Below are 15,727 nucleotides of genomic sequence, written 5' to 3'. Positions count from 1 at the left end.
TTAACAATTAATTAAGAGAAAAATTGAGTTGAAAGCTCATACTGAAAAACGACTAATCCGTTTAAATGCGGATTAGTCGTTTTTTTATTAAATATTATATTTATGTTGAAAATTGTCTTGTTGCACATGTACATAGACTTATTAATTAAAGTAGGGACTGTACAAAAACCCCCTATACTTAGACCAAACATAAGATCTAAGTATAGGGGACAAATTATAATTTATTTTGCAGATTGATTTAGCATTCGTTTGTAACGTAAATACATTAATGCAAGTATGATAAACCAAATTGGTGTTAAGAATACAGCTATTCTAGTATCAACATTGACAAATAATAGGCAAAATACAAGGAAAAAGAACAGTAATATTGCATAGCCCATATATTTACCACCTTTTAATTTATATTGTGCTGTTTTATGTTGTTCTGGGTTGTGACGATGATAATTAATATAAGCGATAGTAATCAATGCCCATACAACAATAAATAGTACGGTTGAAACGGTTGTTACATAAGTAAATACTGTTGTTGCATTTGGAACAATATAATTCAATAACGCTGCAATTAGTAATAACGCTGAAGAAACAATAATTGCGATGTGTGGAACACCGTTTTTATTCGTCTTAGTGAAAATAGGTGGTGCTTGTTCTTGATTAGATAGACTGAATAACATACGACTATTTGAAAATATTCCACTATTACAAGATGAAGCTGCAGCTGTTAAGACAACAAAATTAATAATACCCGCTGCGAAAGGAATACCTACGATAGCAAATAATCTAACGAATGGACTTTCTTCAGGATTGACTTGCGCCCAAGGAATAATTGACATGATGACAGCTAATGCTCCTACATAAAAGACTAAAATTCGTAATGGAACACTGTTGATCGCTTTGGGTATTGTTTTAGTTGGATCTTTTGTTTCACCTGCAGTCACACCAATTAACTCTATTCCAACAAATGAGAATACCGCCATTTGGAAAGACATCATAAAACCGCTAATACCTTTAGGGAAAATCCCGTTATTATAAAGGTTTGTCAGCGATGCATGTCCGAATTCTGTTTTATAAGCCATAACAATCATCACTATACCAACAATAATTAATGCAATAATGGTCACAATTTTGATAATGGCAAACCAAAATTCAAGTTCACCGAATAAACGAGCGCTTAATAAGTTGAAAACCATTAACACAAGGACACAGAATAAAGCACTCACCCAGTTCGGTATTTCAGGAAACCAGAAACTTACATATTGAGCAACTGCAGTAACTTCAGCCATTCCAGTAATAATCCAGCATAGCCAATATGTCCATCCAGTGACGAACCCAGCAAAAGGTCCTATGTATTCATTCGTAACATCAGCAAAAGATTTAAAGCCGGTATTTGAAACTAAAATTTCGCCTAAGCCTCTCATAAACATGAAAAGCATGAAACCAATAATAATATAAGTCAATAAAATTGATGGACCGGTTAATGCTATGGTTTGACCTGCGCCAAGAAACAAGCCTGTACCTATCGCTCCCCCGATAGCAATAAGTTGGACATGTCGGCTATTTAATTCTCTATTTAGTTGTTGTGCCATAGTTTAAACTCCCTTAGTTTATTTGTGTTTATAATTATGCTACTCAAAAGCGAATAATACAACTGTTTTTATAAGTATGTAGCAATTACATTATAGTAAATCATTTTTTATTGTTATCAAAGATGATAACTATTTAAAAACCTATAAAAATTGAAGAAACCAGTAATTACTATTAAAATGGAGATATAGCAATCTACTATTTTGTGGAAAGTTGAAGATGTAAGTATGTAAAACTAATTTCTTATGAAATTACTCAAGTATACAAACATGGGTATTCACAAATTGTATTTGATTGGATATAATAATGTTTGTAAGCCATTTCATAATGAAATAGAAAAGGGGAATTTTAATATGGCAAACATACAAAGAGGCTTGGAAGGGGTACTTGCTGCCGAAACAAAAGTAAGTTCAATCATTGATAGTCAATTAACATATGCGGGCTATGACATCGATGATTTAGCTAATCATGCCGAATTTGAAGAAGTTGTATTCTTATTATGGCACTATAGGTTACCAAATAAAGAAGAGCTTAGTGAACTAAAATCTAAATTATTTGAATATATGAGATTAAATCCTAGAGTGTATAATCATTTCCAAGAGTACGCGACTGATGATGTACATCCTATGACAGCTTTAAGAACTTCTGTTTCATATATTGCGCATTTTGATGAGCATGCTGAAGATGAAGATGAAAGCCAAACAATGGAGCGTGCGATTCGAATTCAAGCAAAAATTGCTTCTTTAGTCACAGCTTTTGCAAGAGTACGAGAAGGAAAAGAACCTGTAAAACCAAGTGAAGACTTAAATTATGCGGGCAATTTCCTATACATGTTAAGAGGAGAACTTCCAACTGATATCGAAGTTGAAGCATTTAACAAAGCGTTAGTTTTACACGCGGATCATGAATTTAATGCTTCTACATTTACAGCAAGATGTGCTGTATCATCATTATCAGATATGTATTCTGGTATCGTTGCTGCAGTAGGATCATTAAAAGGACCATTACACGGTGGGGCAAATGAACGTGTAATGAGTATGTTATCTGAAGTAAAATCAGTGGATGATGTTGATTCATATATTGATAAAAAGATTCAAAACAAAGAAAAAATAATGGGCTTCGGTCATCGTGTATATAAAGATGGCGACCCAAGAGCGAAATTCCTTAAAGAAATGAGTAAAAAAATCACTTCTGAAATAGGCCAAAGTGAATTGTTTGATATTTCTGTGAAAATCGCCGATAAAATGAAACAAGAAAAGAACTTAATTGCTAATGTTGATTTTTATAGTGCGACAGTGTACCACAGTTTAAATATCGATCATGATTTATTTACACCAATATTTGCGGTAAGCAGAACATCAGGCTGGATTGCACACATTCTTGAACAGTATCAAGATAATAGAATCATGCGTCCACGTGCACAATATATTGGAGAAACAAACAGAACATACTTACCGATAGAAGAACGATAATAAAAATAAATTATACACACTAAATTTGGAGGTTTTTTGACATGGCAGGAGACAAAATTGTAAAAAATAACGACAGGTTATCAGTACCTAACCAACCAATCATTCCATATATCATAGGTGACGGTATTGGACCAGACATTTGGAAAGCGGCAAGTCGTGTTATTGATGCAGCCGTTGAGAAAGCATACAATGGCGAAAAACAAATCGAATGGAAAGAAGTATTAGCTGGTCAAAAAGCTTATGATGAAACAGGTGAATGGTTACCTAAAGAAACGTTAGATACTATTAACGAATACTTAATTGCTATTAAAGGGCCATTAACTACACCAATTGGTGGTGGGATTCGCTCTCTTAATGTAGCATTACGTCAAGAATTAGATCTATTTACTTGTTTACGTCCAGTACGTTGGTTTAAAGGTGTACCATCACCTGTTAAACGTCCTGAAGATACAGATATGGTTATTTTCCGTGAAAATACTGAAGATATTTATGCTGGTATTGAATTTAAAGAAGGTACTCCTGAAGTTAAAAAACTTGTAGATTTCTTACAAAATGAAATGGGTGCTACTAATATTCGTTTCCCAGAAACATCAGGTCTTGGTGTTAAACCAGTTTCAAAAGAAGGTACAGAACGTTTAGTTAGAGCTGCTATTCAGTATGCTTTAGACAATAACCGTAAATCAGTTACTTTAGTTCATAAAGGTAATATTATGAAATTTACAGAAGGTGCTTTCAAACAATGGGGTTATGATGTTGCACATAATGAATTTGCTGATAAAGTATTTACTTGGCAACAATATGACCAAATCGTTGAAGATGAAGGTAAAGATAAAGCAAATGCTGCTCAAGAAGAAGCTGAAAAAGCTGGTAAGATTATTATTAAAGATTCAATTGCTGATATTTTCTTACAACAAATCCTTACACGTCCTGCAGATCATGACGTAGTAGCTACAATGAACCTTAATGGTGATTATGTATCAGATGCATTAGCTGCACAAGTAGGCGGAATTGGTATTGCACCTGGTGCAAACATTAACTATGAAACTGGACATGCTATTTTCGAAGCAACACACGGTACAGCACCAAAATATGCAGATTTAAATAAAGTAAATCCATCATCTGAATTATTAAGTGCAGTATTAATGTTAGAACATTTAGGATGGCAAGAAGCAGCAGATAAGATTACAGATTCAATTGAAAAAACAATTGCATCTAAAGTTGTAACATACGACTTTGCACGTTTAATGGACGGAGCTAAAGAAGTATCAACTTCTGCTTTTGCTGATGAATTAATTAGTAATTTAGATTAATATAATTTTATTTACAAGCCCAACTAAGTAGTTATTATTTAGTTGGGCTTTTTAATGACTTTCTTTATGTAGTTAGGTGATAAATAACCATATCAGTTTAAAAAATTTAAAATAATGTTAAGATATTATTAAGAATTGTTTGAGCTACTACTTCTAGGGAATTATGAAAATAGTAATAAAGCATATACTGTGAGTGTTGCATGGAAATCACGATTATTGTATATATATTGCGAATCATATATTTTGTAAAATTTGTGTAAAAATATTATAATGTGTGTTATTTTTATTAAATTTTAAGTTATAATTAAATTGTAAACATAAATATGGAGGTACACTATGTCACAAAAAGTACTTGTAGTAGATGATGAACAATCAATCGTAACGTTACTGAAATATAATTTAGAACAAGCAGGATACATAGTAGAAGTAGCATATGATGGAGAAGAAGCATTAGAAAAAGTTAGCAACACCAATCCAGATTTAATTGTCTTAGATGTTATGCTACCTAAAAAAGATGGTATTGAAGTGTGTAAATCAATACGAACTGACAAAAATTTAGTACCTATTTTAATGTTAACAGCAAAAGATGATGAATTTGATCGTGTATTAGGTTTAGAGCTCGGTGCAGATGATTATATGACAAAGCCATTTTCACCTAGAGAAGTTGTTGCTAGAGTGAAAGCAATCTTACGTCGTTCTGCAATGATTGCCGAAGCTGAACCGGCTGGTATTGATGAGGATGACATAATTATTGGGTCTATTAGAATAAAACCAGAATATTTTGAAGTTTATCGAAATGATGAATTACTTGAATTAACACCAAAAGAATTTGAATTACTCTTATATTTAATTGAACGTCAAGGCAGAGTAATTACACGTGAGCATATGTTGAATTCTGTTTGGAATTACGAATTTGCTGGAGATTCAAGAATTGTAGATGTACATATTAGCCACTTAAGAGATAAGTTAGAAGAGAACCCTAAACAACCAAAGTTAATCAAAACAGTGCGTGGTTTAGGTTATAAAATGGAAAGACCTAAGGTTTAATGCTTAAATTTCACCAACGGCTATTGTTATTATTATGTACGATTACAATTGTGAGTTTTATTGCTTTAGGAGCAATTATTTCTCATGTGATTTATTCTACTGTTGCAGTAGGACAAGAAGGAGATATGGAAAAGAAAGCACGTCACTTTGTACATTTGTATAAAAACGATAAACAACATGAATTAGAAGCACTTGCTGAAAACGAAAATTTGACTATTAAAATTATGAATAGTAAAAAGTCATTATTTTCGTATCAAGATGACGTCAAAATTAATCAAGCAATTTTAAATGAAGCCAACCCAACAAATTTAATTTATGACGAAGTAAATAGTGACCGAAGATTTACTTTTAAGAGTGATGTGGATGATTACCGTGTATTAATTAGTGGCGTCAATAACGAAATTATTGAATTGCAAATTCAATTGTGGAAGTATATATCGCTCATTGGCTTGTTTGTATTAATTATTATATTTCTAGTCGTGCGCAGTATTGATCGAACTTATATTAGACCAATTAATGAAGTGACGTATGCTACTAATCTGCTTGCAGATGGTTATTACCATGTCCGTGTACCAGAAAGTAATGTGAAAGAAACGCGAGAATTATTTGTTACTACAAATGAATTAGCACGTAAGTTGCAGCGTTTAAATCATAAGCAAAAATTACAGTCCAATCGTTTAAAAACTACAGTAGAAAATATTCCAAGCTCTATTTTAATGATTGATAAATATGGTGAAATCGTTGTTGCTAATAAAACGTATTATGAGGTATTTACACCTGAAGAAACTGCAGAACATAAAAGTTATGTAGAGTTTATTGATCCAGCAATACATGAGCTGCTTACTGAAGCTTTTAAAGTTGAAAAACCAATTTACGAACAAGTGAAGTTAAATATAGGACAAGTGCATGAAAAATATTTCGATGCAGCGTGTGTTCCAATTTTATCTCGGACTAAAAAGAATTTATATGGCATGGTTATCGTATTACATGACATTACAAATTTGAAGAAATTAGAAAATTTACGACGAGAATTTGTAGCTAATGTGTCTCACGAATTGAAAACACCTATTACTTCTATTAAAGGATTTGCTGAGACGTTATTGGACGGTGCGAAAAATGATCCGCAATCATTAGATGATTTCTTGAAAATTATTTTGAAAGAATCAGATCGAATTGAAACATTAGTTTTTGATCTGTTGGATTTGTCACATGTTGAGCAACAAACTGAATTGGAAACTGAATATATTAGTTTGACTGACATTGTAGAAACAACGATTGAAAATGTTTATACTATTGCCGAGCAGAAAAACATTAATATAATCAGAGAAATTACACCTGATATTATAATTGATGCGAATGAAGGAAAAATTGCCCAAGTAGTATTAAACTTGTTATCTAATGCAATTAGCTATTCTACAGTAGATAGTGATATTATAGTACGCGTCTATAAAGATGGACATAAGAGTATATTAGAAGTAGAAGACTTTGGTATGGGCATTAGTGAAGAAGATCAAAAACATATATTTGAGCGGTTCTATCGTGTCGACAAAGCACGAAGTAGAGATTCTGGTGGTACAGGTCTAGGACTATCAATTACGAAACATATTATAGAAGCACATAATGGACGTATTAGTGTGAATAGTCAATTGAATGAAGGATCGACGTTTAAAGTAGTGTTTTTTGATGTGCAATAATTAAATAAGAAAGTTATTAAAATGTGGGAGTAAAACGTGAAATCAAATTGTGACTTTGGTTTCTGTCTTACTCCTGCTTTTTATATAAATTCATATAACGAATCAGTACGGTATCAATTAAGAATATGATAAAATGTATATCAAAACAGTTCTGGAGGTTAATATGGTGAAAAAGTTAATTTTAATAGATGGTAATAGTTTAAGCTTCCGTGCTTTTTATGCATTACCATTATTACAAAATAAAGCTGGCATCCATACAAATGCAGTGTATGGCTTTGCAATGTTATTAGAGAAAATCATAAAAGATGAAGCACCTACACACTTTTTAGTGGCTTTTGATGCAGGTAAAACAACTTTCAGACATGAAACTTATGGAGAATATAAAGGTGGTAGACAAAAAACACCACCAGAATTAAGTGAACAATTTCCTTATGTTAGACAACTTTTAGATGCATATGGTATAACACGTTATGAATTAGACAACTATGAAGCTGATGATATTATCGGTACGTTGAGTAAGGAAGCAAATGATGCAGATTTCGAAACTATTATTGTTACTGGTGATAGAGATTTAACACAATTGGCAACAGATAAGGTAACAATTTATTATACTAAAAAAGGGATAACTGATGTTGATCATTATACTCCAGAATTTATAGCTGAGAAATATAATGGTTTATCACCTGAGCAAATTGTTGATATGAAAGGTTTAATGGGCGATACATCAGATAATATTCCTGGTGTTGCAGGTGTAGGTGAGAAAACAGCGATAAAATTATTATCGCAATTTACAACTGTCGAAAACTTATATGACCATATAGATGATGTTTCTGGTAAAAAGTTAAAAGAAAAGCTGGAACTAAGTAAAGACGATGCGTTAATGAGTAAGAAACTGGCAACGATAAATTGTAACAGTCCTCTCGAAGTCTCACTGAATGATACAGCTATGCCACAAGAACAAGATGAAAGTGAAAAAATAGAATTGTTTAAAAAACTTGAATTTAAACAATTACTAGAACAATTAGATGTTGATAGCGGTCAGAGCCAAGAAGAGCAATTAGAGTTAGAGGTAATGACAGATTTTTCAGCAGTTAATTTTTCTCAATTATCAGAGGCGACAATTCATTTTGAATTGGAAGATAGCAATTATTTAAAAGATGCTATTTTGAAATTCGGTTTGTATGATGGCGTAAATCATGTTGTGATAGATGCTACAACACTAAGTCAGCACAGTGAGTTAGTAGCATGGCTCGAAAATGAAGAAACTAAAAAAATAGTTTACGATGCTAAAAAAACATACGTTGCTGCCCATAGATTAGACATAAATATTAAAAACATTGTGTTCGATGCGATGTTAGCATCTTATATTATTGACCCATCAAGAGCGATAGATGATGTTCAATCAGTAGTGTCACATTACAATCAACACTTTGTACCATCAAGTGTATCGATTTATGGAAAAGGCAAAAAACGCCAAGTGCCAGAAAGTGAAACGTTAAATGATTATGTCGCAGCTATTTTACATGCTGTTTATCAAGCAACGTCACACATGCAAGCACAATTAGAAGAATTTAATCAAGTTGCGTTATTACAAGATATGGAATTACCATTAGCACGCATCTTAAGTAACATGGAAGAAACAGGTATATACACAGATGGACAAGCATTAAAAGAAATGGAAATAGAAATACAACAGAAATTAGATACACTTATTGCCAATATACATGATGCGGCAGGAGAGTCATTTAATATTAACTCACCTAAACAACTTGGAGTTGTGTTATTTGAAACATTAGAATTACCTGTCATTAAAAAAACTAAAACAGGTTATTCAACTGCTGTTGATGTCTTGGAACAATTACAAGGTGAACATCCTATCATAGATTATATTTTAGAGTATCGTCAGTTATCTAAATTACAATCGACGTATGTTGAAGGCTTGCAAAAAGTTATTAGCGAAGATAATCGTATTCACTCTAGATTCAATCAAACATTAGCACAAACAGGTCGTTTGTCCTCAGTAGATCCAAACTTACAAAATATTCCAGTACGATTAGAAGAAGGGCGACGTATTAGAAAAGCGTTTAGACCTACATCAAAAGATAACGTAATTTTGTCTGCGGATTATTCACAAATTGAATTAAGAGTGTTAGCGCATATCACGCAAGATGATAGTATGATTCAAGCTTTTAAAAATAATGAAGATATTCATACTGCAACAGCGGTTAAAGTTTTTGATGTTTCACCAGATGAAGTTGATAGTTTGATGCGCCGACAAGCAAAAGCAGTAAATTTTGGTATTGTGTACGGCATTAGTGATTACGGTCTAAGTCAAAGTCTCGGTATTACTAGAAAACAAGCAAAACAATTTATAGATGATTATTTAGATAGTTTTCCTGGAGTTAAACAATATATGCAAGATATAGTAAAAGATGCTAAAGCTCAAGGATATGTAGAAACACTATTGCATCGTAGACGTTACATTCCAGATATTACTAGCCGTAACTTTAACTTGCGTAGTTTTGCGGAAAGAACGGCAATGAATACACCAATTCAAGGCAGTGCAGCTGATATTATTAAATTAGCTATGGTGAATTATGATCAAGCCATTCAAGATCAAACATTTAACGCAACATTATTATTACAAGTTCACGATGAATTAATATTTGAACTACCACGTGATGAAGTAGAAGAATTTAGTAAATTTATAGAAGATATTATGGATAATGCATTATCACTTGATGTACCACTTTTAGTAGAAACAAGTTACGGTGATACATGGTATGATGCAAAATAGAAAGAAGGAATAATATGCCAGAACTTCCAGAAGTTGAACACGTCAAACGTGGCATACAACCCTATGTCGTAGGTGAAAAGATAAACCGCGTCATATTTTCATCTAAAGTTATCGAAGGTAAAAAGCAACAGCGTGAAACAATTATTAAAGGTATGGCTTTAGATACGTTCCAAACCTTTACGGAAGGTTATGTCATCGATGCTATCGAACGACGCAGTAAATACATTGTATTTCATTTAGAAAAAGATGGCGCGACGCGTATTTTGATTAGTCATTTAGGTATGGCTGGTGGATTCTTTATTGTAAATCATGTAGATGATATACCAGTCGAAAATTATCGTAAGCATTGGCACGTAATCTTTGAATTGAGTAATGGGAAACAATTAGTTTATTCGGATATTCGACGATTTGGAGAAATACGTAATGTTCCATCCTTCGAAGCGTACCCGTCATTTTTACAAATTGCGCCAGAGCCTTTTGATCATGACGCGTTAAATTATTATTTAGCGTGTTTTGATCACAAACGTTATTATGATAAACCTATTAAACAAATGATTTTAGATCACCGTGTCATCTCTGGTTGTGGTAATATATATGCTTGTGAAGCGCTATTTCGTGCAGGTATTCATCCAGCTAGAAAGACTCAAGATTTAAATCATCAAGAACGAGAAATGCTATTTTTATATGTTCGAGAAGTACTTGAAGAGGGTATTAAAAATGGTGGAACAAGCATTTCAGATTATCGTCATGCTGATGGTAATACTGGTACAATGCAACTACATTTAAATGTATATAAACAAAAGACATGTAAGGTGTGTAATTCGATGATTGCTACCCAAGTTATTGCGACGAGAAATAGTCATTTCTGTCCAACATGTCAAAAATAAAGGAAGCGTGAGAAAGATGCCGAAAGTTATAGGACTAACAGGTGGGATTGCAACCGGAAAATCAACTGTAGCTGAATTATTAGAAATCCATGGTTTTAAAATCGTTGATGCAGATGTTGCCTCTCGAAAAGCTGTTGCTAAAGGTAGTGAAGGTTTAGCCCAAGTTAAAGCAGCATTTGGTGATGAGGCTATTGCTGAGAACGGGGAAATGGATAGACAGTATGTTGGCGATATTGTGTTTAATTACCCTGAAAAAAGATTGGAACTCAACGAAATTGTACATCCTATTGTTAGAACAATTATGGATGAAGAAAAAGATCAATTTTTAGCAGAAGGGTACAATGTCATTATGGATATTCCTTTACTTTATGAAAATGACTTACAAGAAACTGTTGATGAAGTATGGTTAGTTTATACATCAGAAAGTATCCAAATAGATCGATTAATGGAAAGAAATGATATGTCACTAGAAGATGCTAAAGCACGTGTGCTAAGTCAAATTTCCATTGATAAAAAACGACGTATGGCTGATCAGGTCATAGATAATCGAGATTCTAAGCTCGAACTTAAACAAAATTTAGAGCAGTTATTAATTGAAGAAGGTTATTTAGATAGCAGTGAGTCATAAATTAAAAAATCACTATGGGAAAATGTTATTTCTGTAGTGATTTTTTATTTTTTGTTTAGAAAACGCTTTCAATTAGCGATATTTATGTTATACTAATCTCATAAAGTATAACACATAAGTGAGGAGTGCTTCTTATGACAACGAATATTGCAATTAATGGAATGGGCAGAATAGGTCGAATGGCCTTAAGAATTGCTTTGAAAAATAAAAATTTAAATGTGGTAGCAATTAATGCGAGCTATCCACCTGAAACAATAGCGCATTTAATTAATTATGATACAACTCATGGTACATATGATTTAAAAGTAGAACCAACGGATCACGGCATTAAAGTAGATGAGCATGAAATTAAATTACTTGCTGACCGTAATCCTGAAAATCTACCATGGAAGTTGTTAGATATCGATATTGTTATTGAAGCTACTGGTAAATTTAATCACGGTGATAAAGCAAGTGCACATTTAACTGCTGGGGCTAAAAAGGTGTTATTGACAGGTCCATCAAAAGGTGGAGATGTTCAAATGATCGTTAAAGGCGTGAATAATAACGATCTTGATATTGAACAATATGATATTTTCAGTAATGCTTCTTGTACAACGAATTGCATTGGCCCTGTGGCGAAAGTACTTAATGATAAATTTGGTATTGTAAATGGTCTAATGACAACTGTACATGCAATTACTAATGATCAAAATAATATTGATAACCCACATAAAGATTTAAGAAGAGCACGTTCCTGTAATGAAAGCATAATACCTACATCAACTGGCGCTGCCAAAGCATTAAAAGAAGTAATGCCAGAATTAGATGGTAAATTGCATGGTATGGCTTTAAGAGTACCAACTAAAAATGTATCGTTAGTAGATTTGGTCGTTGATTTAGAAACTGATGTTACAGTAGATGACATAAATCAAGCATTTAAAGAAAACGACTTGCAAGGTGTATTAGCTACAGAAGATGCACCATTAGTGTCAGTTGATTTTAATACAAATCCACATTCAGCTGTTATCGATACTCAAAGCACTTTAGTAATGGGTGATAAAAAAGTTAAGGTGATTGCTTGGTACGACAATGAGTGGGGTTATTCAAATCGTGTCGTTGAAATAGCAGCTCAAATTGGTGAATCATTGAAAGAAAATTCGAAGGTAGTTTCAAGTTAATTCGTAAATATTAGATAAAGATAAAAATAAATGCCAAACCCAGAAGGGATTGGCATTTATTTTTATTTGCTAGTATAAACTAGATAATAATAAGGATTCTTTTGTATCATATTATTTTATAGTATAATAAGGCGTAATCTACAAAAGAGGGTGAAAGTACCATGAAATGTCCGAAATGTAGCGCGACGCATTCCCGTGTTGTTGATTCTAGACATGCGGATGAAGTAAATGCGATTCGCCGAAGAAGAGAATGTGAACAATGTGGTACAAGATATACCACATTTGAACATATAGAAAAACGTCCACTTATAGTGGTGAAAAAAGATGGCACACGTGAACAGTTTCTACGTGAAAAAATTTTAAATGGTTTAGTACGGTCGTGCGAAAAAAGACCAGTGCGATACGAACAATTAGAAGAGATAACAAATAGTGTTGAATGGCAATTACGTGATATAGGACAAGCTGAAGTTTCGTCGAGAGAAATCGGTGAATATGTGATGAATTTATTGATGCATGTAGATCAAGTTTCCTATGTTAGATTTGCATCAGTATATAAAGAGTTTAAAGATGTCGATCAATTATTGCAATCTATGCAAGGTATCTTATCTGAAAATAAACGGAGTGATTCATAAATGGGGTTACAATCTGCTAAATTTGGGCTGAGACCACAAGATGATTTTCAAGTTAAACGAGACTTTCAGCTAACAAACCATAATTTAGCTATTTTAAATCGTTTATTTACGCCATTAGTTGGCTCAAGTGCAATTGGGCTTTTGCATTATTTAAACCAATTTGTTGAGTCAACATCTAATCAAGTAAACACACATTACATTATTATGAGTGAATTGAAAATTAATTTAAAAGAGTTTAGACAACAAATGGATATTTTAGAGGGCATTGGTTTAGTAAAAAGCTTTGTAAAACATGAAGATAACACTTCATCATTTGTTTATAAATTAGTGCAACCACCTACTGCCCGTCAATTTTTCAGTGATCCAATGTTATCTATCTTTTTGTATAATGAAGTCAGTAAGCAACGTTACCATCAACTAAAATCAGATTTTGAAACATCTACTGCTATAGATTTAACTGAATTCCAAGAAATCACACGCAAGTATACTGATGTGTTCAAATTGCCTAAAGGTAATTTAGTAGAAGATGTAAGTCAAATGCCACAAGAATCTACATATAAAGGTCTGGATTTATCGGCAGTGAATTTTGATTTTGAAACGTTGTACGATCTTCTTCAAACACATTTCATTAGCGAAGAAATAATAACTCAAGAAGCTAAACATTTAATTATTCAATTAGCTACATTATATGGTTTAACACCTGAAGCTATGAAACGTATTATCTTAAAGTCAATTACAAGTGCACAACAGTTATCATTCGAAGATATAAGAAAATATGCGCGCACGTATTATTTAATGGAACATGAACAACATTTACCTTCGCTACAACAAAAAGATCAAATTACAGCGCCGAAACCATCAGCAGAACAAAATGATGATGATAAAAATTGGTTACAACAATTAGAAAATACGAGTCCAATAGAAATGTTAGCATCTTGGTCTAGTTCTGAACCAACTACACAACAAAAAGTAATGGTGGAAGAGTTGGTAGAACGAGAAAAAATGTCATTTGGAGTAATTAACATCTTATTACAATTTGTTATGTTAAAAGAAGATATGAAATTACCTAAAGCATATATATTGGAGATAGCTTCAAATTGGAAGAAATTAGGAATTAGTACTGCAGAACAAGCATATCAACATGCACTAAAAGTAAATCAACCTAAACCAGAGACACGCGTTGCCTCATCACAATCACGATACAAAAAGCACCAATTAGCTTCTAAAGAAATGACTCCAAAATGGTTGTTGGAGCGAGAACAACAAGCATCGACTGAAAGTGATGATAATAATAAAAAGGTAGATAATGATAATAATGAAGAGGAAGATCAAGAAAGAGCTGCTTTCTTACAACATTTAAAAGAGAGATGGGGGGAAGATGACGAATGAAACGTTTCGATCAAATAATGGGTGACTCTAATCAGTTGTTTAAACGTATTGCAAAAATTAAACATGATGTAGTAAATGATCATGATGTTAAACAATTTTTAGAACAACATCAGGCTGAATTAACCAATGCGATGATTGATGAGGATTTAAATGTGCTACAAGAATATAAGGACCAACAAAAGCACTATGATGGTCATAGTTTTAACGACTGCCCGAACTTCGTTAAAGGTCACGTTCCAGAATTGTATATAGACAATCAACATATTAAAATTCGTTATTTGCCTTGTCCTTGTAAAGTTAAACATGACGAAGAAAAATACAACGCTCAGTTAATTACTTCACATCATATGCAACGTGATACATTAAATGCAAAATTAAAAGATATTTATTTAAAAGGTAAACGATTAGAAGTCGCACGTGCAGCAGATGATATTTGTAACGCGATTGCAAATCAAGATGCTAATATCAAGGGCATGTATTTACATGGTGAATTTGGGACAGGTAAATCATTTATTTTGGGGGCAATTGCCAACCAACTTAAAACGAAAAAAATACCATCAACTATTATTTATTTGCCTGAATTTATTCGCACTCTGAAAAGTGGTTTTAAAGATGGCACATTTGAAACAAAGCTAGCTAAAGTGCGAGAAGCTAATATTTTAATGTTAGACGACATAGGTGCTGAAGAAATTACACCGTGGGTACGTGATGAAATTATTGGACCGATTTTACATTATCGTATGGTCCAAGAGTTACCAACGTTCTTTAGTTCTAACTATAACTTCAAAGAATTACAACATCATTTATCAGTGACCCGTGATGGTACAGAACTTACAAAAGCTGCTCGTATCATGGAGCGAATTAAGACATTAGCTACACCTTACTATTTAGATGGCGAGAATTATAGAGATGTTTGAAATTTACAGTAAATGTTGTATAATGTAAGTAAATCTAAATCAAAATAATACAAAATGAGGACATGATAATTAAATCACTAATATACAGCAAGTCATTAGTTGATGAGAATATGACTATTATATTTAGTTATTACTCCCTCCTAGATAGTGTTTGTAATGAACACTCGGCTCAAGACCGTTATCTTATGTAGAGTTAACATATTGTTGTCAGAC

The 15,727-nt window shown here is 32.8% G+C and carries 12 protein-coding genes; 11 read left to right on the top strand and 1 reads right to left on the bottom strand.

The genetic code is table 11. The features are described 5' to 3' along the window. Positions 1–221: 221 nt before the first annotated feature. On the bottom strand, positions 222–1,583 hold the full coding sequence (locus tag JVU85_RS11250) for an amino acid permease (protein WP_204171690.1): 1,362 nt from the start codon (positions 1,581–1,583) through the stop codon (positions 222–224). 351 nt (positions 1,584–1,934) lie between these two features. Here JVU85_RS11250 and JVU85_RS11245 point away from each other — a divergent pair, with 351 nt between their 5' ends. From JVU85_RS11245 to dnaI, 11 genes are all read left to right on the top strand, one after another. Beyond that, positions 1,935–3,053, top strand: a complete 1,119-nt coding sequence (locus JVU85_RS11245; RefSeq protein WP_204171689.1) for a citrate synthase — start codon at positions 1,935–1,937, stop codon at positions 3,051–3,053. Between the two features lie 41 nt (positions 3,054–3,094). Beyond that, complete coding sequence (gene icd, locus JVU85_RS11240; protein WP_204172599.1) at positions 3,095–4,363, top strand: NADP-dependent isocitrate dehydrogenase; 1,269 nt, start codon at positions 3,095–3,097, stop codon at positions 4,361–4,363. Positions 4,364–4,699: 336 nt separating this feature from the next. Continuing rightward, entirely contained in the window at positions 4,700–5,410 is a 711-nt protein-coding gene (locus JVU85_RS11235; RefSeq protein ID WP_002510250.1) for a response regulator transcription factor, read from the top strand. Next, positions 5,410–7,104, top strand: a complete 1,695-nt coding sequence (gene pnpS / locus JVU85_RS11230; protein WP_193325311.1) for a two-component system histidine kinase PnpS — start codon at positions 5,410–5,412, stop codon at positions 7,102–7,104. Before JVU85_RS11235 ends, pnpS begins: the two co-directional genes overlap by 1 nt. 166 nt (positions 7,105–7,270) lie before the next feature. Beyond that, on the top strand, positions 7,271–9,901 hold the full coding sequence (gene polA / locus JVU85_RS11225; protein WP_002510252.1) for a DNA polymerase I: 2,631 nt from the start codon (positions 7,271–7,273) through the stop codon (positions 9,899–9,901). Positions 9,902–9,915: 14 nt separating this feature from the next. Continuing rightward, positions 9,916–10,788, top strand: coding sequence for a bifunctional DNA-formamidopyrimidine glycosylase/DNA-(apurinic or apyrimidinic site) lyase (mutM, locus tag JVU85_RS11220; RefSeq protein ID WP_002510253.1), 873 nt, complete (start codon positions 9,916–9,918; stop codon positions 10,786–10,788). A 16-nt stretch (positions 10,789–10,804) separates the two neighbouring features. Next, the gene (gene coaE / locus JVU85_RS11215) at positions 10,805–11,416 is read left to right on the top strand and encodes a dephospho-CoA kinase (RefSeq protein ID WP_142019593.1); all 612 of its coding nucleotides are present in this window, start codon (positions 10,805–10,807) and stop codon (positions 11,414–11,416) included. Positions 11,417–11,550: 134 nt separating this feature from the next. Then, positions 11,551–12,576, top strand: coding sequence for a type I glyceraldehyde-3-phosphate dehydrogenase (gap, locus tag JVU85_RS11210; RefSeq protein WP_103387823.1), 1,026 nt, complete (start codon positions 11,551–11,553; stop codon positions 12,574–12,576). Between the two features lie 161 nt (positions 12,577–12,737). Continuing rightward, positions 12,738–13,208 (top strand): transcriptional regulator NrdR, encoded by a 471-nt coding sequence (gene nrdR, locus JVU85_RS11205; RefSeq protein ID WP_002510256.1) that lies wholly within the window; start codon positions 12,738–12,740, stop codon positions 13,206–13,208. Beyond that, positions 13,209–14,597 (top strand): replicative helicase loading/DNA remodeling protein DnaB, encoded by a 1,389-nt coding sequence (locus tag JVU85_RS11200; RefSeq protein WP_002510257.1) that lies wholly within the window; start codon positions 13,209–13,211, stop codon positions 14,595–14,597. Next, positions 14,594–15,514 carry a primosomal protein DnaI gene (gene dnaI, locus JVU85_RS11195; RefSeq protein ID WP_002510258.1) on the top strand — a complete coding sequence of 307 codons (921 nt, stop codon included), beginning with the start codon at positions 14,594–14,596 and terminating at the stop codon, positions 15,512–15,514. Before JVU85_RS11200 ends, dnaI begins: the two co-directional genes overlap by 4 nt. The last annotated feature ends 213 nt before the right edge of the window (positions 15,515–15,727 follow it).

Origin of the sequence: Staphylococcus sp. GDY8P72P, assembly GCF_016890655.1 — a bacterium.
In the GTDB taxonomy this organism is placed as follows: domain Bacteria; phylum Bacillota; class Bacilli; order Staphylococcales; family Staphylococcaceae; genus Staphylococcus; species Staphylococcus arlettae.
The sequence above is the reverse complement of the archived record's forward strand: the minus strand, read 5'-3'. Positions and strand labels throughout refer to the sequence as shown.

Coding starts and splice junctions, on each gene's coding strand:
- JVU85_RS11250 (WP_204171690.1), bottom strand. CDS start 1,583: ATGGCACAACAACTAAATAGAGAATTAAATAGCCGACATGTCCAACTT.
- JVU85_RS11245 (WP_204171689.1), top strand. CDS start 1,935: ATGGCAAACATACAAAGAGGCTTGGAAGGGGTACTTGCTGCCGAAACA.
- icd (WP_204172599.1), top strand. CDS start 3,095: ATGGCAGGAGACAAAATTGTAAAAAATAACGACAGGTTATCAGTACCT.
- JVU85_RS11235 (WP_002510250.1), top strand. CDS start 4,700: ATGTCACAAAAAGTACTTGTAGTAGATGATGAACAATCAATCGTAACG.
- pnpS (WP_193325311.1), top strand. CDS start 5,410: ATGCTTAAATTTCACCAACGGCTATTGTTATTATTATGTACGATTACA.
- mutM (WP_002510253.1), top strand. CDS start 9,916: ATGCCAGAACTTCCAGAAGTTGAACACGTCAAACGTGGCATACAACCC.
- coaE (WP_142019593.1), top strand. CDS start 10,805: ATGCCGAAAGTTATAGGACTAACAGGTGGGATTGCAACCGGAAAATCA.
- gap (WP_103387823.1), top strand. CDS start 11,551: ATGACAACGAATATTGCAATTAATGGAATGGGCAGAATAGGTCGAATG.
- nrdR (WP_002510256.1), top strand. CDS start 12,738: ATGAAATGTCCGAAATGTAGCGCGACGCATTCCCGTGTTGTTGATTCT.
- JVU85_RS11200 (WP_002510257.1), top strand. CDS start 13,209: ATGGGGTTACAATCTGCTAAATTTGGGCTGAGACCACAAGATGATTTT.
- dnaI (WP_002510258.1), top strand. CDS start 14,594: ATGAAACGTTTCGATCAAATAATGGGTGACTCTAATCAGTTGTTTAAA.